The following is a 21,830-nucleotide window of genomic DNA, read 5'->3' as shown; positions in this document are numbered from 1 at the left end:
TTGGGCTTTTTTCGATTTCCCTGTATCAAGGCGCGCTGAAGCGGCTTCGCGCCACCAACACTGATCTTCACTCATTGGACCATTCATGCTCGTTGACAGCCACTGCCACCTCGACTTTCCCGATTTCGACGGCGAACGCACCGAACTGATTGAGCGCGCCAGAGACGCGGGCGTGGAACTGATGGTGACGATCTGCACGCATATCCGCAAGTTCGACCAGGTCCGCGCCATCGCCGAACAGCATCCCGAAGTCTATTGCTCCGTCGGCACACACCCGCACAACGCCGGCACCGAGCGCGGTATCCCGGCTGAAGAAATCATACGTCTTGCCGATCATCCCAAGGTCGTTGCCATCGGCGAAGCCGGTCTCGACTATTTTTACGACAAGGCACCCCGCGAAGCGCAGGCCGAAGGATTGCGTATCCACATTGAAGCCGCCCGGCAAACAGGCCTTCCGCTGGTTATCCATTCTCGTGACGCCGACGAAGACATGGCGTCGATCTTGCGCGAAGAAATGGGGAAGGGGGCCTTTCCGGCCCTCCTGCACTGCTTCTCCTCCGGCCGAGAGCTTGCTCTCACCGGCATTGAACTGGGTCTGTATGTTTCCTTCTCCGGAATTCTCACTTTCAAACGATCAGAGGAACTGCGAGAAATTGCGCGGGAATTGCCTGCAGATCGCCTTCTTGTCGAAACAGATGCACCATATCTGGCACCTCAGGCGCGCCGCGGCAAACGCAACGAACCTGCCTACACAGCGATGACCGCGGCGGTTCTGGCAGAAACACGTGGCGTTTCGGAAAAGGAAATCGCGCGGCAGACGACTGAAAACTTCTTCCGACTGTTTACGAAAGTTCCACGGCCGAAAACTGTCTCAGGAGCGATCACGCAATGACCGTTACGCTCACTCTTCTTGGAACCGGATCTTCCGGTGGTGTTCCGCGCGTTGGAAACGATTGGGGACTATGTGATCCAAATGAGCCGAGGAACAAGCGCTCCCGCTGTGCGTTACTTGTGGAAAAGTCCGGGGAAAACGGGTGCACAACCGTGTTGATTGACACCGGCCCTGATATTCGGGAACAGCTGAATTCCGCCAATGTGACCCATGTCGACGCTGTCTTGTTCACGCACGCTCATGCAGACCATCTTCATGGCATCGATGACCTGCGTGGTTTCTGGGTGCAAACGCATAAGAAAGTGCCTGTTTTCATGGACGCGCCAACGTTTGAGCGCGCCGACGCCGCCTTTGGATATTGCTTCGCGACACCGGAGGGGTCCAATTACCCACCGATCCTGGAGCATCACCTGATTGAACCCGGTACAAATATTGGAATCGATGGCGCCGGTGGAAAGATCTGCTTCGACGCGTTTGAAGTCGTTCACGGTGAAATCAACGCGCTTGGCTTCAAGACCGAAGGTGCCGCCTATATTCCGGACGTTTCTGATATTCCCGACAAGAGTTTGAAATACCTGAAAAATCTCGACCTTTTGATCCTGGACTGTCTGCGCCGCAGACCACATCCAAGCCATATCTGCCTCGACGAAGCACTGGACTGGACGAAAACACTTTCTCCCGAAAGAGCTATTTTCACCAATCTTTTCAGTGATTTGGACTACAAAACGCTTCGAAATGAACTGCCTGACGGCATTGAACCGGCCTATGACGGCATGCAGGTAGACCTTGCTGAAAAGTCGGCGAAACCTGCGCTGTCCGCATATGCCGAACAAGCCTAAATACAAGCTTCCTACAGAAGAACGACTAAAGAGGTCTGCGGTCCATTATCTGGAGCGATATGCATCTTCCTCTGCCAATCTGCGGCGGGTTCTGGAGAGAAAAGTCTTGAAGGCTTGCCAGAGCCACGACCGTGATCCGGCCGAGTATGCCGGAATGATCGACGAGGTCATCAAAAAATGTGTCGATACAGGCCTTGTGAACGATCAGACTTATGCGGAAACCAAAACGGCGAGCCTGCGCCGCCGCGGAGCTTCCAGGCGCAAGATAGAGGCACAGCTTGCGGCAAAGGGTGTTGATCGGAAAACCATCGACGGCGTCGTCCAGGATGATCCCGAGGCCGAACTCATTGCGGCTTTCAAGTACGCGCGTCGCCGGCGTCTTGGACCATTTCGAAGCACGCTTGGTTCCAGGCACGATCCTCAGGTTCTGCGAGACAGAGATCTGGCGGCCTTGTGCCGCGCCGGATTTTCCTTCGAGCTTGCACGCCGCGTTGTCGAAGCCGACGAGGACAACGACGCAGAACATTTGGTGTAACCGAGGCCATCCAGTTTGGTCCCGTTAATATGAGGTCGTTCAGTGACAGCCGCTTTCAACCTGGCAGAAACTTTTCGACCGTACTTTGCGTGCCAAACTGCTGAAATCACGCAGAAACTCGCTCATCTACAAATGTTCCATAATATTGATTATGCGTATTAGGTGTATAGCAGCCATTTAGTAATGCGACACTTGGGCCAGTTAGAGATGCGACACCTCCCGTCCGTCTGACACTGGTCGATGTCAACGTTGGAAGGAAGACTGGCTTTTCGACACGCCTGAGCGCTGACGGAGCCGCAATGTCTTTGATCACCATGTCGCAGAAAGAATTGAACCGGCTGGAAGCCATCCAGAATATTAGAGATCAACGCTTGAGCGTTGTGCAGGCTGCCGAGCTCTTGGGTCTCAGCCGCAGTCAGGTCCACCGCCTTTTACAGGCGTACGATCGCGAAGGTCCTGCGGGTCTCGTTTCAAAGAAGCGTGGCCAGCCCAGCAACCGGCGTCACAGTGATGAGTTCCGCAACATCGTTCTGGACCTGGTACGTGAACATTATCACGACTTTGGTCCGACCTTGGCACGAGAGAAGCTGATTGAGCTTCACCAGATTTCTGTCGGCAAAGAGACCTTACGGCAATGGATGACAGATGCCGGTCTCTGGACATCGCGCCGCGAACGCAGGCAGCGGATTTATCAGCCACGAGGCCGACGAGATTGTTTCGGTGAACTCGTCCAGATCGATGGTTCCCATCACTGGTGGTTCGAGAACCGGGGTCCCAAATGCGCCTTGCTCGTTTACATCGACGACGCGACCGGCAAGCTGCTTCATCTACGGTTTGCGATGTCAGAGAACACGTTCGACTACCTGCAAGCCACCAAGGATTATCTAGCGCAATGGGGCAAGCCGATCGCATTTTACAGCGACAAACATGGTGTGTTTCGCACAAGTCATGCCTCAAGTAAGGACCGAACCAGCGGCCTGACCCAATTCGGTCGCGCGCTATATGAAGTCAACATCGATATTATCTGTGCCAACACGCCTCAGGCCAAAGGCCGTGTCGAGCGCGCCAACCGCACGCTTCAGGACCGTTTGGTGAAGGCTCTGAGGCTCAAAAACATCAGCACGATCGAAGACGCGAACGTCTTCCTGCCGGAGTTCATGGAGTATTACAACGCGCAGTTTTCCAAGGTTCCGGCACGGTCTGACAACCTTCACCGGGCGCTGAATGTGGAACCGGACCGGCTCCAGGAGATCCTGTGCTGGAAGGAAAAACGTTATGTGACGGCACAACTTGCGGTTTCCTATGAGCGCAAGCGGCTGATCCTGGACGAGAGTGAGGTGACACGCGCCCTGCCCGGCAAATATGTCGAGACCCGGGAGTTTGCCAACGGCCGCCTTGAAGTGCTTTGGAATGGTGTTCCTCTGCCGTTCCGCATCTTCGACAAGGATAAGCGCGTGTCGCATACGGCGGTCACCGAGAACAAGCGTCTGTGCGATGTTCTGGCCTGGGTGAAGGAACAGCAGGAGGCCAATCTGCCGGTACCGAAGATCAAATCAAACAGCGAGAAAGGCGGATACAAGCGGCGCGGTCGCACGCCGGGACGAAGAAGCTTCCTTGACGATCCGGATTATATTGCTAGAAAGCAGAAAGAATATCTGCAGTTGGAAGAGTCGAAATAACAGTGCAAAAAATAGATCCTAGAATTCGAATACTAGCGGCAATAATGCTATTTTTAATGTTATCTTTTTTCTTTCTGATCATCTACAACGAAGAAATATTTTTCCGGAAAGAGATTAGTTTCAAAGTTGAAGAAAATTCAGTCGCACATTCCTGTGTTAGTACCTATGCGCGTGGAATTAGTAGACTGTTTGCGCACGATCGTCACAGGAAACCGGTCCCTCAGGGACAAGGGAGTTTCTTACACTGGTGCGGTGCAGTATTAACCAATAAAGGAAGCTATATTCTTCCAGAAACAAGCGCTATCAATCTCCTGTCCGCCCCCCGGGCCTCTTTAGTGGCAGAACTAAAAGAAGGCTGCACTGTAGAGGCAACGATCACTAGCACTTCTGGAATGCCGCAAATGAACGAAAGATCGAGAGCACCAACACGGCGGAAAATTCTAAAAGTTCATCGTGTCTTTGATTGCGGCGGTGCGAGCTGAATCCAGCTGTAAAATACCCCAACCCGCAAGGCTTCCCTGCCCTTCGATATGTGGGGTCTTCCGGCGCTCAGCCTTGCTCTATCCTGCCCATTCCGCGACCATTCTCTCTAGTGACGACAACGCATGGCAACCATTTAGTAGTGCGACACTTACCGTCCGTCTGAAGCCCGTCAATGTCAACGTTGCCAGGAAGACTGTTTTCGACACGCCTGAGCGCAGTCGGAGCCGCTGTGTCTTTGATCACCATGTTGCTGAGAATACCGAACCGGCCGAAAGTCCTCCGAACGACTTGAGATCAATCTTCAGGCACCGTCCTCTTTTGCACAAGTTGAATGAGGTTTCCGCACGTGTCGTTTAGGATTGCCATCCTGACGTTACCCATGTCCGTGACGCCTTGTGCAAACTCGACGCCTGCACTTGCCAGGCGTCTGTGTTCCGCATCCAGATTATCGACGAGAAACGATGCCAACGGTATCCCGTCAGCCATCAACGCGTCACGGTAAGGGCCCACAGCCGGATGCGCGCTCGGTTCAAGCAGGAGTTCGGTTTCGCCTTCAGCGCCGGTTTGGGAAACCGTGAGCCAGCGAAAGTCCCCCATTGGAATGTCGTCTTTGATCTTGAAACCAAGGATGTCGCAATAGAACTTTTCTGCTTTCGCCTGGTCATCTACAAAGACGCTGGTGATGTAGATCTTCATTATTTTGGTTTTCCTTTGTCTTGATAGGCTGAGAGCCAAGCTGTTGCTTTCATATGACGTTGTTCGATGTTCAAGGAATGAGCCTTGGTCCGGCCCTTCCGTGATGTTTTGATCAGTCCCGCCGCTTCCAGCACTTCAAGATGTTGAGAGACAGTCTGTCGCGCGAGCGCCCTGCCGTCTTCAGCCACCGCAGCGCTGCAAACCTCAAACAGTGATTGGTCCTGACGTTTGCTGAGATAGTGAATAATGCGCCGTCGGGTCCGATCGGAAAGTGCTTTGAAAATCAGATCAAGTTCTTCATCGTCCATAACCCGATATGCAGTAATTTTACTGCATATTCAAGTGCGCCACAACTTGATTGGCGCGACAGCGCGGATTTTGGAATATTGCCAGCCTTGTTCCGCACCGCTGACAAATTGAATTTCTCCCTGCCCCATAACCACCATCGTTACACCCAGCCCGGTCGGCTGGATCGTGTGCTGGTTGGTTCATTGAGTGGCGCTGTCAGACTTTGGCATTTCCACGCAGACTCAAATGCCACCTGATTGCCAGCGACCCATCGTGCGGCAAGATCGCAAAGACCGAATAGACCCAGATATTCCGTTGCGCTTCAAATCCTACGCACAACAGCAAATTGACAAATATGCCACGCGAGAACAAAGCAAGAACCAACCAAACCAAACGTGAGCGGAGCAACTGGAAAGATGACCGATCTCAGCCAGTACAGGGCAAAATCTGGTTCATTGAAACCTGTCTGGACGATCGAGGTCCAAACCTTGCCAGACGATACGGACCGCATTCTTGATGAGGTCATGAAAGTTCATTCGCTCGGCTATGGACGCTATCAACGTAATGCGAGCATTTCTGCAGTCGGGTTGGAAACTTCTCGACCGGAGCAGAATTCGACGACCACAACTCATGTTGAAGGGTTCGAAGCAGGTGGAACCGAAACCTATCCGATGGTCGAGCTAAAGATCTCCATAGATCGAGATCCTGGAATCCTCGAGAAGGTCATGGATGCAATTATCCATGCGCATCACTACGAGGAACCAGTAATTTTCTTGCGGGAAGATTGGGTAAGCAGGGCTGCCTACAATCCTAAAAGTGACAATCCAAACCGATGGTGGAACAATGGGCGCGGACTGCCTGACCGTGTTGAATGAACAGGCATCTGGCCTACCAGTACTTGCAACCTCCCTACCCGACATCTAACTTCCTTTTGAAAATACGCCAGTCCTCAACACCCAGCCTCCTTGCCCTTATGACCACCTTTTCAAAATCCGTAATTGTTGCCGCCATCATGATGGTTACAACTTCAAGCTTTGCAGGGAGTTCAAAACTCGCAGAAAGAATTGAGGCTCTGAATAACAGTCAATTGAAGACCTATTCATTTCTAGAAGTCATGTATGACGACGGCTATTTCCCGAAACCCCTGGTAGAACAGAGTGAGGAAATCCTCGTCACATTGTGCGAGCAGATTGAAACGCACAAGCCGAAAGACCTGCAACAACTCTATGAGCTGACCCGCGCGGCGACCGCCAGGTTCAACGACCTCCAGGTAGATTTTTTGGCGATGGGAAGCGAAATCGAGACTGTTGCGCGAGAGAACATCGCAATGGACTTCGAGGCCATATCCAGGTTTTACGGGTTTCAGGCAGACTCAGAAGAACTGATCGGAAACCGTGAGTGGTGAGAGATTGTCGTTGCTCCGGCTGGATGGAACCGACCGTCAGATACCGTCCGAGTTCTCAAAATATGCCGTAACTGAATTGTGCTCCGTCGCGTCTCAAGGCAAAAGGCAATGACATTGACAACAAGATCAGACAAGACGGCGGTAATTTTCGATATGGACGGTCTGTTGCTGGACACGGAAAAGATCTGCCTGGACTGCTTCGTCGAGACCAGAAGAAGTTTCGGCCTGTCCGACAGTCCCGATGTCTTTCTTCAGTGTATCGGGCTGCGGGGAAAAAAGGCAAAGTCGATCATTTTCGAAAGCCTGGACAATGGCGTCACAATTGAAGAATTCAGCCGGGTCTGGAATATAACTCTGACAAATCGACTCGATGGAGACATTCCGATCAAGAATGGAGTTGAACCGTTGATAAAGGCACTTCGCGCGAAAAACATCCCTATCGCGGTAGCAACCTCAACCGACTTCAGACACGCTCAAGATCAACTAAGGCGCACCGGGTTACTGCCCCATTTTCAGTGTGTCATTGGTGGCGATATGGTTCAGAACCACAAGCCTGACCCTGAAATCTATTTGCGGACCGCCAAAGAGCTGAATTGTGAAATTCGTGATTGTTTCGCGTTCGAAGACAGCGACGCCGGCACACGCGCTGCATTCACCTCCGGAGCGACGACAATTCAGGTTCCGGATCTGACCACGCCGTCAGATGAAGTGAGAAACCTGGGCCATCTGATAGCACCGGATGTCTTGTCCGGAGCGATTAAGGCAGGTTTGATCTCCAGGCTGGACTTATCTGAATCACAATTGAAAATTGATTCACACTCTACATGAAGACATTTCTATAATATACTGTTTTTACTTTTTTTAATAACCTGAAACACAAATCAAATTGCAAGTTAACACAGCTACTGAACATACGTCGAGACGCGTTGGGGTATTGCGCGATACGAAGCGTCTCCCCACATACCCCATCGTTCAAGTCCGTGGTGCCAGACATCAATCGCACCGGACGACTGATTGCGCCTGGATGCGCAGAAAGCAATGGAAGAACTCACCTCGATATTTCAAGATCCAGTGTCCTGGGCTGCCCTCGCGACACTGGTCGCCATGGAAGTTGTCCTCGGTATAGACAACCTCGTCTTCATCGCCATTCTGACCAATAAATTGCCGCTTGAGCTCCGCTCACAAGCGCGTCGGATAGGTATTGCGCTTGCCCTGGTCTTCAGGCTGGCGCTCTTGAGCGTCGTCGCTGCGATAATGCGGTTGACACAGACTGTCTTTGAAGTCGGAGGCATGGCTCTTTCCTGGCGAGATCTCATCATGATTTCAGGTGGCCTGTTTCTTGTCTGGAAGGCGACCCGGGAGATCCATCATCTTGTGGACCCTGCGCCAGATAACGTTGCCACGACCGGATCAACTGCTGGTCTCAGTTTCGCAGTCGCGATCGTGCAGATCGTCTCGCTCGATGTCGTCTTTTCAGTCGACAGCATCATCACGGCGGTCGGAATGACGCCACACCTGCCAATTGTCATGATTGCAGTCGTCATTGCGGTGATGGCCATGTTCGTTGCAGCGGACCCGTTGTCGAATTTCGTGCAGCGCAACCCCACACTGGTCATGCTCGCGCTCGGCTTTCTGCTTCTGATCGGCACTGCTCTAATCGCCGACGGTTTTGGTGTGCACATTCCACGCGGATATGTCTATGCCGCTATGGGATTTTCCGCTCTCGTTGAAGCTCTCAACCTCGCAGCACGGAGAGCGCGGCAAAAACGTGCAACCGCCTGCAGAAGGCAACGACTGATTTCTCCTTCAAGGTCCCGGAAATTGACCTAACCGGAGTAACACCCGAGCTCTGATTGAGCGATGAGCACCCTTGATGGGGAAACGAGGAGGCGAATGAAGCCGCCTCCCGCTCCCCACTTGTCAGGTTGTCCTTTGTGAGCAAGACTAGGATTGCGTGTCTTGTCCCATTGCCATTTCGATCGGTTAGGAAAACTCATGAGACTTGTCTTACCCGCACTCGCAGCAACTCTTGCCTTTGGCATCGCAGGAACCGGTTTCGCTCAATCGGATCCGGCAGAACAACCGATCAACTGTTCGACAGCCGAGGGGGACATTCGGGCTCTAAATTCCGAGAAGGAATATGCCCGCGAACAGCAGGTGCGCGATGTCACCGCGATCATCCCCGCAGGCGCGCTGCTTGGGATCGTTACAGGAACAGAGCGCAAGAAGCTGCAGATGTTATCTGGCGAATATGTTCGGCAAATCGACAAACGTATTGCAGAGATAAAACGTCAATGCGGAGTTTAGAGACGCCGGCCCGCCGGCGAATCTGGAGCATCCGCTCCCCCGCTCTGCCGTCTTGTCCGAAGGCTTAATCGCAGAGAAAACTCCATGCGCAGGTAACTTCAAGCAAGGTCGAGCTTCGTCAAGACCTTGCCAGGAAGCATTGTTTCGGCATGTCCTTCGCGCAGCAGCAGCCCGAATTGCCTGCATGACGTGCCTTCGTTCTTGTTGCTCGTTCAAAATCGGGTGAAGGCTCTTGCCGCAAGCATCTTGCAAAAATTAACATTTTTCCAATTCAAGGCTTTACAAGAGACCACTTCTTAAAATTCAATGTATGCAGTCGTACACTGTTCTACCGGCTTGAGAGGAGGCTGGTTTGAAACCGACAAATACCAGCGACCCGGAATATTTTCACCGGGTGGTCGACTGCCAATTTGCATGCCCGGCGCACACGCCTGTTCCGGAGTATATCCGTCTGATTGCACAACAGCGCTACACGGACGCCTACATGATCAACTGGGAAAGCAATGTCTTTCCCGGCGTGCTCGGGCGGACATGCGACCGGCCCTGTGAGCCGGCCTGCAGGCGGGGAAGGGTTGAGGAGGAACCTGTCGCAATTTGCCGCCTCAAACGTGTCGCTGCCGACCACAAGGACGACATCAGTGAACGGTTGCCTGCCGCAGGAAAACCAAACGGAAAAAAGGTCGCCCTCATAGGAGGCGGCCCCGCTTCGCTGACCGTGGCGCGTGACCTTGCTCCGCTTGGATACGAACTGCATCTCTTCGATGCCCAGGCAAAGGGCGGCGGTTTCATGCGCTCGGAAATACCATCCTTCCGCCTGCCGGAAACCGTTCTGGACGAGGAAGTGGGTTACGTCCTTGATCTCGGCATCAAGGCGACTTTCGACACTTTCGTCGACAGCCTGCAGAGCATTCTCGACCAAAACTATGACGCCGTCTTTGTCGGCACAGGCGCCCCACGCGGTCGGGACTTGCCTGACCTGCCTGGCCGAGCAGAAGCAGATGCCAATATCCATATCGGCATCGACTGGCTTGCGAATGTCGCATTCGAACATGTCAAAAAGATCGGCAATCGCGTGATCGTGCTGGGTGGCGGCAACACCGCGATGGATTGCTGCCGTACCTCACGCCGTCTTGGCGGAAGTGACGTCAAGGTCATTGTTCGCTCCCCCTTCGCAGACATGAAAGCATCGGACTGGGAAAAGGAAGACGCCATTCACGAAGGCATACCGATTCTGGACAATCATGTGCCAAAGGAATTTGTCGTCGAGAACGGCAAGCTGGCGGGAATGCTGTTTGAGAAGGTCACTGCGGTCTACCATGAAGATGGTCGGCGTGAACTTGTGCCAACCGGAGAGGAACCGGAACTCGTCCCCTGTGACGATGTACTGATCGCCATCGGACAGGAAAACGCTTTTCCCTGGATCGAGGCCTCCACCGGTGTTCACTTCACCAGCCGCGGATTGCCGGTCCTTGACCCCATTACGTTCCAGTCGACCCGCCCGGACGTTTTCTTTGGAGGTGATGCGGCCTTTGGCCCTGAAAACATTATCACCGCTGTTGCGCACGGGCATCAGGCGGCAATCTCGATAGACCTGTTCTGCCACGGCAAGGACCTGAAGGAGCGCCCGTCACCGCACGTGAACCTGGTCAGTCAGAAAATGGGCATTCACGAGTGGAGTTACGACAGCGAGCCGGTTGATGACAAGCGGGAGGCCGTACCGCTCGTCGAACTGGACAAAGCGCTGAAGAACCGGGCTCTTGAGGTCGAATTGGGCTTCGATCTGGAAACGGCATTCCACCAGGCCGAAAGATGCCTGAACTGTGATGCCCAGACTGTCTTCACACCGGGCAATTGCATAGAATGCGACGCCTGCACGGATATCTGCCCGACAACCTGCATCAGTTTCGTTGAGAATGCGCCGGAGCCTGAGCTGCGAAACAAACTGCTCGTCCCGGCGACAAACGAAGAGCAGCCGATTTACGTATCCGAAACGCTGCCGACCGGAAAGGTTCTCGTGAAGGACGAAGACGTTTGCCTTCATTGCGGACTATGCGCCGAGCGTTGCCCGACTGCAGCCTGGGATATGCAGATGTTCTTCTACAACACGGCCAAGGCGGCCCCCGATCTTGGAGGCGCGAGATGAAGCGGATCAAGGGCGTCAACGATTTCGTCGTCAAGTTCGCCAATGTCAACGGCACCGGATCTGCATCGGCCAACCATCTGTTTGCCAAAGCCATCTTCAGGATGGGCATACCTGTCAGTCCGAGGAACATTTTTCCGTCAAACATTCAGGGGCTGCCGACCTGGTATGAAGTAAGGGTCAGTGCACGCGGCTATCTGGGGCGTCGCGGCGGCGTGGACCTGATGGTCTGCGTCAATCCCCAAAGCATGGAAAAAGACATCCAGAGCATCGAACCCGGCGGATACTTTGTTTATGACAACACCAAGCCGCTGGCGCCTCATCTCAAGCGAGACGACATTCACTATTTCGGCGTTCCCTTCACCGAAATGTGCCGGAAAGAGTTCTCTCCGCCACGATTGCAACAGCTATTGAAGAATGTCGTCTATGTCGGAACGCTCTCGGCTTTGCTCGACATGGATTTCGCTGTCTTGAAAGGGCTGGTGCATGACCAGTTCAAGGGCAAGGAAAAGCTTGTATCATCCAACATTCACGCGTTGGAAATGGGCTACCAATACGCAATGGACCATTTCGAGTGTCCATTGCCGATCCGGCTGAAGAAGAACGGCAACATCGCCGAGCACATTCTTGCGGCTCCGCACATCCTCATGAACGGCAACACGGCGACCGCGCTCGGTGCCATTTATGGCGGCGCAACGGTGGCCGCCTGGTATCCCATCACCCCCTCGACTTCCGTTGTGGACGCGTTTTCCAAATACGCCAAGCGCATGCGGATCGATCCCGGCAGTGGCAAGAAGAATTATGCAATCGTGCAGGCCGAGGATGAATTGGCAGCCATGGGAGTTGTCGTCGGCGCCGGCTGGAACGGTGCTCGCGCCTTCACGGCGACTTCCGGTCCCGGCCTGTCACTGATGAGTGAATTTCTCGGCCTCGCCTATTTCGCGGAGATTCCGGTCGTTCTGATAGACGTGCAGCGCTCGGGCCCATCCACCGGCATGCCGACAAGAAGTCAGCAATCCGATATTCTGGCGGCAGCTTATGCAAGCCATGGCGACACCAAGCAGATCCTGCTTTTTCCTGCCACGCCACGCGAATGTTTCGACATGACTGTTGAAGCCTTTGATCTTGCAGAGCGGTTTCAGACCCCTGTCATCATGATGTCCGATCTGGATCTCGGCATGAATGACTGGATGTCACCTCCCCTGGAGTGGGACGACAATTACCAGATGGACAGAGGCAAGGTCCTGGATGCCGAAGCTCTCGACAAGATTGAGGACTGGGGCCGCTACAAGGATATTGACGGCGACGGCATTTGCTACCGGACATTGCCCGGCACCCATCCTGACAAGGGAGCATTTTTCACGCGTGGTTCCTCGAAAAACGAATCTGCCATCTATTCCGAAAGCGGCGAGGATTACGTAAGGAACGTGGACCGTCTCCTGCGGAAATTCGAAACCGCCAAGGAATGGGTCCCACGACCGAAAACGCATCCGCCGATCGAAGTCAAGAATCCGAAAACAAAGCTCAAGCTGGGCGCGCTGTTTTTCGGTACCAGCGCTTCACCGAGTTACGAAGCTGTAGAGATGCTGGCCGATGAAGGCTACCTCATCAACACGATGCGAATTCGGGCATTTCCCTTCCATGAAAGCCTCGATCAATTCATCGAAGACCACGATCTCCTGTTTGTTATCGAGCAGAACCGCGATGGGCAGATGCGTCAGCTCATCATGAACGAATGCGAGGTAGCCGGAAGCAAGCTGATTTCGGTTTTGAACTACTCCGGCACGCCAATCACGGCCCGGACCATTGCTGACCAGATTCGACAGACACTGAACACCAAGAGCGCCGATGTGGTGCAACTGCATCCGGAGACTGCCTGATGTCATATATCAAGCCGAATTTCCGCCACCCACGGCTTCCTGAAAATGCGCTTGGATACACGGTTGCCGACTATGAAGGCGCAATTTCAACCCTTTGCGCTGGTTGTGGACATGACAGTATCTCGGCTGCGATACTGAACGCCTGCTTCCTGTCCTCTATCCCCCCTCACCGCATTGCCAAGATTTCCGGCATCGGCTGTTCGTCGAAAATGCCGACCTATTTTCTGGGTAAGTCGCACGGATTCAACTCGGTGCACGGACGCATGCCCTCCGTTGCAACCGGAGCCAGCCTGGCCAATCGCAGTCTGACCTATATCGGTGTTTCTGGAGACGGCGACACAGCATCCATTGGCATGGGGCAGTTCGTTCATCTCGTCCGGCGTAACGTCAACATGACCTATATCGTTGCAAACAATGGTTGCTATGGCCTCACAAAAGGACAGGACAGCGCGACGGCCGATCTCGGATCGATCAGCAAATATGGCGACGTCAACCCGTTTGACGGTATCGACCTTGCCAGTCTGGCCTTGCTGCAGGGAGCAAGTTTTGTTGCGCGTAGTTTTTCAGGCGACAAGGAGCAGTTGATCCCGCTTGTTCGGGCAGCCATGGCTCACAATGGATTTGCGTTCATTGATGTCGTTTCGCCCTGCGTAACGTTCAACAACCATACCGGCTCAACCAAAAGCTACGAAGCAACGCGCGATCATCTGGACATGATGCCATTGGACTTTGTTCCCATGCGCGAGGAGATTCGCACCCAATATTCTGAAGGAACCAGCAAGAGCGTGACCCTGCACGATGGATCCGTCATCTACTTGCACAAGGCTGACGCCGACTTTGCCACGGACAGCCGAATAGAGTCGCTAAACGCGATCCACAAGGCAAAGGATGAAGGCAGGATATTGACAGGACTGTTGTTCCTCGACCCGGACACGAGGGACCTGAACAACAATCTTGATATTGCGTCCCGCCCGTTGAATGAATTGGGCAAAAACGAACTTTGCCCGGGAAGCAAAGTCCTCGACAGTATCAATGAGGGGCTTCGATGACGCATGTGCCCTCGCTGGTATTCAGCCTCGAAACCAGGCACCGCCAACGGGTCGAAGCACAAGAAACACGAACGAAAGCGGTGGTGCACGCTTCTTGGCGTCACCACGCGAAGTGACCGGTCTGTCCAACTTTTGGGAACATATAGTGATCACGCTGCAAGGATGGACGTTTCCTGTCGCAGCGGCCTTAGATCGACTCCATCCGTAGGTGTCCAGATGTAATCGCCGGTGAGACTGATGTGCTGCCAAGTTTATGTGACAATTCCCACAATCTTCCAGACTGGTAACTCATTGATTTCAAACTGAAATCACACTTGAGAATATTGCACACCCTCTTACATACAATGTTGTCACTGGCGAAAATAGTCACGATTTGAGCCAGACAGAAAGTTCACAAACAGAGGCGACAGAGCAAGGCGGCCAGCGCCCGTCAGGCCGGCTGAACCAAAGGTTGCAAGTGTCCTGAACAATTTGACAATCCCCTGCCGGTGATATTGCGCTAGGTGAAATCATAACGTAAGCAATTCAAATGCGTAGTATTACTTTGTTGCGTCTGGAAGTCTTCCGAGCAGTCTTTGAAACCGAAAGCATTACCGATGCTGCCCGCCGGCTTGGCGTGTCGCAACCAACCGTCAGTCGGCAGTTGAAAGATTTTCAGGCGGCCACTGAATGCGAGTTCTTCCAATATGTTGGGGGGCGAATGCAACCCACATTGGCGGGAAGAGAGCTTTATGAGGAAAGCCGCTTAGCCCGTGATGGAATTACCAAGGTTGCAGCTGCACTTGAGGCATTGAAATCTGGTGGTCAGCGTTCAATCAATATTCGAAGTGTTTCCGCCCTTTGTGAGACAATTCTGCCTTCTGTTGTTTGTCAGCGGCTCAAGAAAAACCCTCAAGAAAGTTTTGACATCGAGATTGCATCTGTCTCAGAACAGATGAGTGCTATCCGGGAAGGTTCGGCCCACATCGGGTTTCAGTTGGGAGATTTTCGCTGCAATGACTTGATAAAGTCATTAATGGGGCACGGTCAGGTTGTTCTTATGACACCCAAAGACCATGCTTTGGCACAAAAGCCTGAAATCACGTGGGAGGATGTGTCCTTGCTTGGTTCCAACACGATTGCCGTGCCACCAGCGTGCCCCATATTCCAGCCAATATTGCAGGCCATGCCTGAGTTCCGGAGCATTGGAGAGCGGCGAGCAATGCTGCGTAGTGTTCAGCTTGCATCGGGTTTTGCAGCCGAAATGGGCATCTGTTACTTACAAGATAGCTTCACCGCAAGCAGGCAATGCCCAGCTGACTTTAAAGCTCTTCCGGTTTTCCCTGAGGTATCTCTCCCGGTTTATGCGATCTTCGACCCCCTCGAGATAAACAACGCGAAAATAAAGTCAATTCTTAAGGATGTATCTCACGCGATTGGAAAGATTTCGCGCCAGTAAGTTATGATGCGAGCCCTCAGGGATCGTTGGAAGTTCGGTTCCAAATCGATTTTGCGCGCCGCGGTGCTTGCAGTTTCACTGGATATTCCGATCTCGCTGTCTTGACTGTCCGTTCGTAATCCTCCGCTGAGAACCACTGCACCACGTGTCAGCCGGGCAAAATCGTCCAGCCGGCTGAACCCGAAATCTTCCCCTTGTCCACATTATGGCCCATGCCGTTCGGGTAAACCAGTTTGCAAGTGCGGCACTATAGAGTTTTGCTATCACATTCTAAAATATCTTCTGTTCAATATTATTGCCACCTCAATTAGGAACCACTCCTACAGGCTCTGTTGCAAATACTGTTCTGCTTTGCACTGAGATCGGGTTCCCTAGAGGTTGGGTGATTTTATGAGCGTGTTCAAGGATCGGCATTTCAACGTCGAGGTCGTATCGTTTGGATTGCGTTGGTATTGCAGAAGCTACCGGTCAAAATCGAAGTCTATCCAAAGCAGTTTTTGCAACAGAGCCATAAATTAGAAGATGATTTTGAATACGCGATTTTCCGGCCTTCGCATCGCGTTGCTGACCTCTTCCGCATTGATATCCTCCGCTCATGCCGACCCCGGTGACGGTGGTCTTGGCGGCTATCGCGGTCAACTGATGTGGTCGGCGCTGCATCTCTAACAGGCGCTGATGGACCGGGCCACACGCCCAGCCATCCACTATCCGGCGCCGGTGGCGGTGGTGCAGGTGTCACAGGTTGTGCCGGCGGAAACGGCGGGTCTGTGGAGATGGGATTTCCATTGCCGGCGAACTGAGGACACCACATTGACACATCAAGCATTTCGAAACCCAATTCACCTGGCCGGATCCAACGGTTGCGAGGCAAGATCATGAACAAGAGGTCCGGCGCGGCACCGCATTGCACAGCCCATCTTGCAGCAATGCTAATTTCCACGGTGCCTATGATCGTGTCCGGAACGACTGCAGCCATCGGGCAGGAGTGGACAGGGAGTGCTTCAACCGATTGGTTTGACGGCAACAATTGGAATGGCAGCGCAGTCCCAGATGGGTCAGTTGATGCCATCATCGACACGACCACGCCCAATTCGACCAGCGTAACGGATCAATCCGCCAACGGCACCGCAAATGCTTCGGATCTTTTTGTTGGCAACGTTGGCAATGGCACGCTGACAGTATCAAATGGCGGAGCGGTAAGTAACACTTACGGTTACATCGGCCGTAACAGCGGTTCCGTCGGCACTGCCGAGGTGAGCGGAGCAGGGTCCACCTGGATCAATTCAGGTGATCTTTTTGTCGGCACTGATGGCCACGGCACACTGACAGTGGCAGATGGCGGGGCAGTCAGTAACGCTTACGGTACCATCGGCTTTAGCAGCAGTTCCGTTGGCACTGCGAATGTGAGGGGAGCAGGGTCAACCTGGACCAACTCAATTAATCTTTATGTCGGCTATAGTGGCAATGGCGCTCTGACCGTGGCAGCTGGCGGCGCAGTCAGTAACTTAAGAGGTTTTATCGGCCGTTTGAGCAGTTCCGTCGGCACTGTCGAGGTGAGTGGTGTAGGGTCCACCTGGACCAATTCAGATTCTCTTACCGTCGGTCATGATGGCGACGGCACGCTGACGATATCCGATGGCGGCGCGGTTAGTAACACCACCGGTTACATCGGCCGTAACAGCGGCTCTGTCGGTGCTGCGGAAGTGAGCGGGGCAGGATCCACCTGGATCAATTCAGGTGATCTTTTTGTCGGCACTGATGGCCACGGCACACTGACAGTGGCAGATGGCGGGGCAGTCAGTAACGCTTACGGTACCATCGGCTTTAGCAGCAGTTCCGTTGGCACTGCGAATGTGAGGGGAGCAGGGTCAACCTGGACCAATTCAGCCTTTCTTACTGTCGGTGAAGATGGCGACGGCACGCTGAAAGTATCAAATGGCGGGGCGGTCAGTAACACTCATGGTTCCATAGGCGATAACATCGGTTCCGTCGGCACTGCGGAAGTGAGCGGATCAGGGTCCACTTGGACCAACTCATACGATCTTTATGTCGGCAATGGTGGCCAGGGCACACTGACGGTGGCAGATGGTGGGGCGGTAAATGTAGCCGGAATTACCTATCTAGCTAGAAATTCAAACGCCAAAGGCCGAGTGAATATCGGTGCGGCCACGGGGGAGACAGCCAGGGCCGCAGGCACTCTCAACACGTCAAGGATTGAGTTCGGTGACGGTGAGGCGACGCTGGTCTTCAACCATACGGGCCAGACAGGTAGCTATCAGTTCAATGCCGATCTCGTCAGCTCCGGCACCGGCACCCACGCAATCGTGCACGAAGCCGGCTGGACAAGCCTTACCGGCGATAACTCAGGTTACACCGGCACAACGGATATTAACGGCGGCACCCTGTCTGTCGATGGAAACCTGGGCGGTACGGTGAATGTCAAGACAGGCGGAACCCTCGCCGGGTCAGGAACGCTTTCGGGACAGATGGCCGTCAATGCGGGGGCCACGCTCGCCCCTGGCAATTCCATCGGTACGATCGCGACGGGCAATCTGACCCTGGCCGGAACATATGAGGTCGAGTTCGACAATGACGGCAACGCGGACCTGATCGATGTGACCGGAACCGTGGACATCACCGGTTCGACACTGAAGCTTGTTGCACTCGGCGACACGGGCGCTCTTCCGATCCACACCAGCCACACGATTATCAGGAATGATGGCACAGATGCGGTGACGGGTACCTTCGCCTCCGGCACTGGCCTCAACACAACAGGCGATCTGTTCTCTGCCGCCAACACGGCAGGCGGCGACGGCAACGATGTCGACATCGATATCTATCGTACATCCATCACTTTGGCGGACGGTGCCACCAACACCGAGACCGTTGCTTTCCCGGGCAGTTTTCCGGACTTTACCTTCAATGTGGCGAGCAGTGACAGTGCCACTTTTTCCGGGTCGCTTTCGGAAGGTTCCTCCTCCGTCAATGTGACCAAGTCAGGAGGTGGCACACTGACAATGACCGGGAACAACAGTGTCTCCGGCACGATGACCATCGGAGGCGGCGCGCTGGTCAACAACGGCACGCTTGCAGGCGGAGTGGTTGTTGAGAACGGCGCGGTTTACGGTGGCACCGGCACATCCAGAACGCTGACTGTCAAAGCGGGGGGCACGCTCGCCCCCGGCAACTCCATCGGTACGATCAGGGCAACTGACACCGTTACCTTCAATACCGGGTCAACCTACGAGGTGGAGATCGACACGGCTGGCAACAGCGATCGGATCGCGACAACCGGCACAGCCACCATCAATGGCGGCACGGTGACTGTTTCCGGCGTTTCCGGCACCAACACGACGTATGCGATCCTGACGGCGGACGGTGGTGTGACGGGAAAGTTCGATGCCCTCACCGGCCTGACCGACACGCTGTTCGTAACCAACACACTCTCCTATGACACCAACGCTGTCTATCTGCACGCGTCGCAGGCAGCCTTTTGCGATTTTGCCGGTACGGGCAACCAGTCGGCAGTCGCCTGTGGTGGCTTGGACAGTCTGGCCTCATCCAGCGATCTGGCGCAGGCAGTCATGGCACTGGCCACGGCAGACGAGGTGCGGGCGGCCTATGACGCTCTCTCCGGCCAGGTCCATTCTTCGCTCAAGGGCGTTCTCACAGAGAACAGCCAGCACAATGTCACAGCCGTTAACAACCGCCTCCACACAATCTTAGCCAATACCGATGGACAAGCCTCAACGGCAACACATGGCAATGTCTCGTCCCTTGCCGCCGACCCCAACGGCTTCTGGACGACAGGGTACGGGTCGTGGAGCAACGGCGGGGCGACAGGCAACACGGCAAAGATCGAAAGCAGTCTTGGCGGTTGGGTGATCGGCTTCGACCGGCAGGTGGGCGACATCTGGCTTCTCGGCACTCTCGGCGGCTACAGCCACACGGAAGCAAAGCAAAAGACTTTGTCATCTTCCGGATCGGCCGATACCTGGTCGCTGGGTCTATATGGCGGGCTCGAAACCGGGGCATCGACTGTGAGTTTTGGTGGACTCCATAACTGGCATTCGATCGAGACGACGCGCACGGCGAGCTTCACCGGGTTTTCGGAAAATCTTGCTGCCAGTTATGATGCCCGGAGCTGGCAACTCTTTGCCGAGGCAGGTCACAAGGTACAGATTGACAGTCTGATGCTAAAGCCGTTTGCAGGCGTCTCTCACATTAATCTTCAGACCGATGGTTATAGCGAGACCGGTGGCTCGGCGGCTCTGTCAGCGTCTTCCGATACCCAACACACCACCTTCACGACACTGGGCGTACGCTCCGCATATCAACTGTTGAACAGGTTCCAGGCGCAAGGCATGGTTGGCTGGCGCCATGCCTTCGGCGATACCGATCCGACATCTGTGTTGGCATTTTCCGGCAGCGATCCGTTCACGGTCACCGGCGCTCCCATCGCCGATGACGCTTTTGTTGGAAAGCTGGGCCTGGAGGGCAGTTTGTCCGACACCGCCTTCATCAACGCTTCCTACAATGGGCAGTACGGCGACAACACAACCGAACATGGATTCAATCTGAACTTCACCGTGAAGTTCTGATCACGGAAGCGGACCTGGCCGAGTCGCAAAAACAGAATTGACAAAAAGCTCTGTGAACTTGCCGCTCATTCAAGCGGCTTTGACGAGTATGAGGGCATAGCGTTATTTGGCGGGAAACAAACGCTATGCGCTGGTTACGAACTGACACTTTCGTCGGATGTGAGCACAGAATTCTCATCCCTCAAATGTCTTTCTGAAATCTGTTCAAGGCAAAGATTTTAAGTATCAACCAGAAGATCACGTACTCCTAAAGGGGTGACGCAAAGATTACGATCCAGAACAGGGTCTCGTTCAATGGTTTCTCTCTCCGAACAATCCAGCAGAAAAAGCACGGCATGATTCTGACACCCTGCTGGCACCATCTCCATGTTCAGCATGAGTTCTCAAAGGCCGGACAAACTCACCACTTTCGTGTTGCGCGGCCCTCTTGAGATGCTCGGCGTTCTTTTCAGGTGTGTGGCTTGAAACTCTCGGGCTCAATCAGGCCCCTTCCCTGTCCACCAGTCCGCTTCCGGCTACCAAACACCAGCCAACACGCCGTTTTCCGGTGTTGAAAATTTATTCTGAACCGGAAATTGATACCGGAATACCATCCTGAGCTGCAGATGCCTTGATCGCGTCCCACAGCTTGGCAAGCCGCATCCCATTATCAACCGGCGAATGGTTCTGCATTTTCCCTTCTCGAATGGCAAGGAACATCAGAAGTGGATTGTCGACGATCTCCTCCTCTTCCCGGTCGACGGCCCCGTCCGGCCTCACGATTTCCCGCCACTGGCCCCAAGCGTCAACCCGTACCGTCGCCTCGGTAAAGTAAAGCGTGATATGGGACTCACATCTGGAGGGAGTATCACCAACCGCATTCAACGTAACGAGCGCCCCATTCCTGAGCCGAGCAGCAACGGCCGTGACGATATCGACGGCCTTGCCCCGATTGTTCATGAAGGCCGATACCCTGGCAAAGTCGCTGTTGGCCAGCGTGCAGACGGTATTCATCATGTGGGCACCGGTGTCGAACATGAACCCGCCACCTGAAATTTCAGGTCGCTGCTTCCACTGTCCACTATATTGCTTGCTCCAGTTCTCCCAGATGTTACCGGATATGCTGATAAGTTCGCCAAACTCGCCCCTGGCAACCTTGGAACCAAGGTCACAGACCAGCGGTGACAACCCACCCTGATAGGCAACGACAACGGTCACATTGGTCTTGCTGCAGGCGTTGATCAGAGAATGTGCCTCTTCCTGTGTCGTTACCATCGGTTTTTCGAGCAGGAGATCCAATCCGGTCTCGACGACCGCAAGCGCACCTTCTGCGTGAAACGCGTGAGGTGTGGACAGATAGACTGCGTCGATCCTGTCACGGCAATCGGCCAAAAGCGAATGCACGTCTTCAAACAGGTCCGGTAAAGTTTCGCCTGCGTCTCGGCACAGATTTGCGAAACGGTCCCTCGCCTCGACGCTGGTATCGGCAACCGCAACGATCGAGATGCCAGGCATACGAAGCCAGCTTTGCGCGTATTCAACAGCCTTCAGGCCAGCTCCAACGATCGCCAATCGCACACACGCAGACATGACATCTCCTTTCTGCTTGACATTGTACA

General features: G+C 54.0%; 18 protein-coding genes. 15 read left to right on the top strand and 3 right to left on the bottom strand.

The genetic code is table 11. From position 1 onward, the window contains the following. Positions 1–85 precede the first annotated feature (85 nt). The 4 genes from ABLQ08_RS15330 to ABLQ08_RS15315 all read left to right on the top strand — a co-directional run bounded on the left by ABLQ08_RS15330 (position 86) and on the right by ABLQ08_RS15315 (position 3,945). Positions 86–892: a TatD family hydrolase gene (locus tag ABLQ08_RS15330; RefSeq protein ID WP_352943796.1), complete on the top strand. Its 807-nt coding sequence runs from the start codon at positions 86–88 to the stop codon at positions 890–892. After that, complete coding sequence (locus tag ABLQ08_RS15325; protein ID WP_352943794.1) at positions 889–1,731, top strand: MBL fold metallo-hydrolase; 843 nt, start codon at positions 889–891, stop codon at positions 1,729–1,731. The genes ABLQ08_RS15330 and ABLQ08_RS15325 overlap by 4 nt, the downstream gene beginning before the upstream one ends. Before the next feature lie 106 nt (positions 1,732–1,837). Then, a complete protein-coding gene (locus tag ABLQ08_RS15320; RefSeq protein ID WP_352943792.1) occupies positions 1,838–2,266 on the top strand; it encodes a regulatory protein RecX in 429 nt (142 codons plus the stop codon). Positions 2,267–2,565: 299 nt separating this feature from the next. After that, entirely contained in the window at positions 2,566–3,945 is a 1,380-nt protein-coding gene (locus ABLQ08_RS15315) for an ISNCY family transposase (RefSeq protein ID WP_352943790.1), read from the top strand. A gap of 777 nt (positions 3,946–4,722) precedes the next feature. On the opposite strand, the gene ABLQ08_RS15310 is transcribed toward ABLQ08_RS15315, so the two are convergent. Both ABLQ08_RS15310 and ABLQ08_RS15305 read right to left on the bottom strand, forming a co-directional pair. Then, complete coding sequence (locus ABLQ08_RS15310; RefSeq protein WP_352943788.1) at positions 4,723–5,124, bottom strand: VOC family protein; 402 nt, start codon at positions 5,122–5,124, stop codon at positions 4,723–4,725. After that, a complete protein-coding gene (locus tag ABLQ08_RS15305) occupies positions 5,124–5,432 on the bottom strand; it encodes an ArsR/SmtB family transcription factor (protein ID WP_352943787.1) in 309 nt (102 codons plus the stop codon). Before ABLQ08_RS15305 ends, ABLQ08_RS15310 begins: the two co-directional genes overlap by 1 nt. Positions 5,433–5,828: 396 nt before the next feature. Here ABLQ08_RS15305 and ABLQ08_RS15300 point away from each other — a divergent pair, with 396 nt between their 5' ends. The 11 genes from ABLQ08_RS15300 to ABLQ08_RS15250 all read left to right on the top strand — a co-directional run bounded on the left by ABLQ08_RS15300 (position 5,829) and on the right by ABLQ08_RS15250 (position 20,232). After that, on the top strand, positions 5,829–6,287 hold the full coding sequence (locus ABLQ08_RS15300) for a hypothetical protein (protein ID WP_352943785.1): 459 nt from the start codon (positions 5,829–5,831) through the stop codon (positions 6,285–6,287). After that, positions 6,284–6,817 carry a DUF5713 family protein gene (locus ABLQ08_RS15295; RefSeq protein WP_352943784.1) on the top strand — a complete coding sequence of 178 codons (534 nt, stop codon included), beginning with the start codon at positions 6,284–6,286 and terminating at the stop codon, positions 6,815–6,817. The genes ABLQ08_RS15300 and ABLQ08_RS15295 overlap by 4 nt, the downstream gene beginning before the upstream one ends. A 108-nt stretch (positions 6,818–6,925) precedes the next feature. Next, on the top strand, positions 6,926–7,645 hold the full coding sequence (locus ABLQ08_RS15290; RefSeq protein WP_352943782.1) for an HAD family hydrolase: 720 nt from the start codon (positions 6,926–6,928) through the stop codon (positions 7,643–7,645). A 210-nt stretch (positions 7,646–7,855) separates the two neighbouring features. Beyond that, positions 7,856–8,647 (top strand): TerC family protein, encoded by a 792-nt coding sequence (locus ABLQ08_RS15285; protein ID WP_352943781.1) that lies wholly within the window; start codon positions 7,856–7,858, stop codon positions 8,645–8,647. A gap of 165 nt (positions 8,648–8,812) precedes the next feature. After that, complete coding sequence (locus ABLQ08_RS15280; protein WP_352943779.1) at positions 8,813–9,124, top strand: hypothetical protein; 312 nt, start codon at positions 8,813–8,815, stop codon at positions 9,122–9,124. Between the two features lie 352 nt (positions 9,125–9,476). After that, complete coding sequence (locus tag ABLQ08_RS15275; protein WP_352943777.1) at positions 9,477–11,267, top strand: FAD-dependent oxidoreductase; 1,791 nt, start codon at positions 9,477–9,479, stop codon at positions 11,265–11,267. Then, a complete protein-coding gene (locus tag ABLQ08_RS15270; protein WP_352943775.1) occupies positions 11,264–13,144 on the top strand; it encodes a 2-oxoacid:acceptor oxidoreductase subunit alpha in 1,881 nt (626 codons plus the stop codon). Before ABLQ08_RS15275 ends, ABLQ08_RS15270 begins: the two co-directional genes overlap by 4 nt. Further along, complete coding sequence (locus ABLQ08_RS15265; protein ID WP_352943773.1) at positions 13,144–14,193, top strand: 2-oxoacid:ferredoxin oxidoreductase subunit beta; 1,050 nt, start codon at positions 13,144–13,146, stop codon at positions 14,191–14,193. The genes ABLQ08_RS15270 and ABLQ08_RS15265 overlap by 1 nt, the downstream gene beginning before the upstream one ends. 529 nt (positions 14,194–14,722) lie before the next feature. Further along, complete coding sequence (locus ABLQ08_RS15260) at positions 14,723–15,631, top strand: LysR family transcriptional regulator (protein WP_352943771.1); 909 nt, start codon at positions 14,723–14,725, stop codon at positions 15,629–15,631. A gap of 528 nt (positions 15,632–16,159) precedes the next feature. Beyond that, a complete protein-coding gene (locus tag ABLQ08_RS15255; protein WP_352943770.1) occupies positions 16,160–16,297 on the top strand; it encodes a hypothetical protein in 138 nt (45 codons plus the stop codon). Between the two features lie 209 nt (positions 16,298–16,506). Next, positions 16,507–20,232, top strand: coding sequence for an autotransporter domain-containing protein (locus ABLQ08_RS15250; RefSeq protein ID WP_352943768.1), 3,726 nt, complete (start codon positions 16,507–16,509; stop codon positions 20,230–20,232). A gap of 558 nt (positions 20,233–20,790) precedes the next feature. Here ABLQ08_RS15250 and ABLQ08_RS15245 read toward each other — a convergent pair. After that, the gene (locus tag ABLQ08_RS15245; protein WP_352943766.1) at positions 20,791–21,801 is read right to left on the bottom strand and encodes a Gfo/Idh/MocA family protein; all 1,011 of its coding nucleotides are present in this window, start codon (positions 21,799–21,801) and stop codon (positions 20,791–20,793) included. Between the last annotated feature and the right edge of the window lie 29 nt (positions 21,802–21,830).

Source organism: Roseibium sp. SCP14 (assembly GCF_040329475.1).
Lineage (GTDB): Bacteria > Pseudomonadota > Alphaproteobacteria > Rhizobiales > Stappiaceae > Roseibium.
The sequence above is the reverse complement of the archived record's forward strand: the minus strand, read 5'-3'. Positions and strand labels throughout refer to the sequence as shown.

Excerpts from the sequence above, each read along its gene's own strand:
- ABLQ08_RS15330 (WP_352943796.1), top strand. The coding sequence starts at position 86 with ATGCTCGTTGACAGCCACTGCCACCTCGACTTTCCCGATTTCGACGGC.
- ABLQ08_RS15325 (WP_352943794.1), top strand. The coding sequence starts at position 889 with ATGACCGTTACGCTCACTCTTCTTGGAACCGGATCTTCCGGTGGTGTT.
- ABLQ08_RS15315 (WP_352943790.1), top strand. The coding sequence starts at position 2,566 with ATGTCTTTGATCACCATGTCGCAGAAAGAATTGAACCGGCTGGAAGCC.
- ABLQ08_RS15310 (WP_352943788.1), bottom strand. The coding sequence starts at position 5,124 with ATGAAGATCTACATCACCAGCGTCTTTGTAGATGACCAGGCGAAAGCA.
- ABLQ08_RS15305 (WP_352943787.1), bottom strand. The coding sequence starts at position 5,432 with ATGGACGATGAAGAACTTGATCTGATTTTCAAAGCACTTTCCGATCGG.
- ABLQ08_RS15300 (WP_352943785.1), top strand. The coding sequence starts at position 5,829 with ATGACCGATCTCAGCCAGTACAGGGCAAAATCTGGTTCATTGAAACCT.
- ABLQ08_RS15295 (WP_352943784.1), top strand. The coding sequence starts at position 6,284 with ATGAACAGGCATCTGGCCTACCAGTACTTGCAACCTCCCTACCCGACA.
- ABLQ08_RS15290 (WP_352943782.1), top strand. The coding sequence starts at position 6,926 with ATGACATTGACAACAAGATCAGACAAGACGGCGGTAATTTTCGATATG.
- ABLQ08_RS15285 (WP_352943781.1), top strand. The coding sequence starts at position 7,856 with ATGGAAGAACTCACCTCGATATTTCAAGATCCAGTGTCCTGGGCTGCC.
- ABLQ08_RS15280 (WP_352943779.1), top strand. The coding sequence starts at position 8,813 with ATGAGACTTGTCTTACCCGCACTCGCAGCAACTCTTGCCTTTGGCATC.
- ABLQ08_RS15270 (WP_352943775.1), top strand. The coding sequence starts at position 11,264 with ATGAAGCGGATCAAGGGCGTCAACGATTTCGTCGTCAAGTTCGCCAAT.
- ABLQ08_RS15265 (WP_352943773.1), top strand. The coding sequence starts at position 13,144 with ATGTCATATATCAAGCCGAATTTCCGCCACCCACGGCTTCCTGAAAAT.
- ABLQ08_RS15260 (WP_352943771.1), top strand. The coding sequence starts at position 14,723 with ATGCGTAGTATTACTTTGTTGCGTCTGGAAGTCTTCCGAGCAGTCTTT.
- ABLQ08_RS15250 (WP_352943768.1), top strand. The coding sequence starts at position 16,507 with ATGAACAAGAGGTCCGGCGCGGCACCGCATTGCACAGCCCATCTTGCA.
- ABLQ08_RS15245 (WP_352943766.1), bottom strand. The coding sequence starts at position 21,801 with ATGTCTGCGTGTGTGCGATTGGCGATCGTTGGAGCTGGCCTGAAGGCT.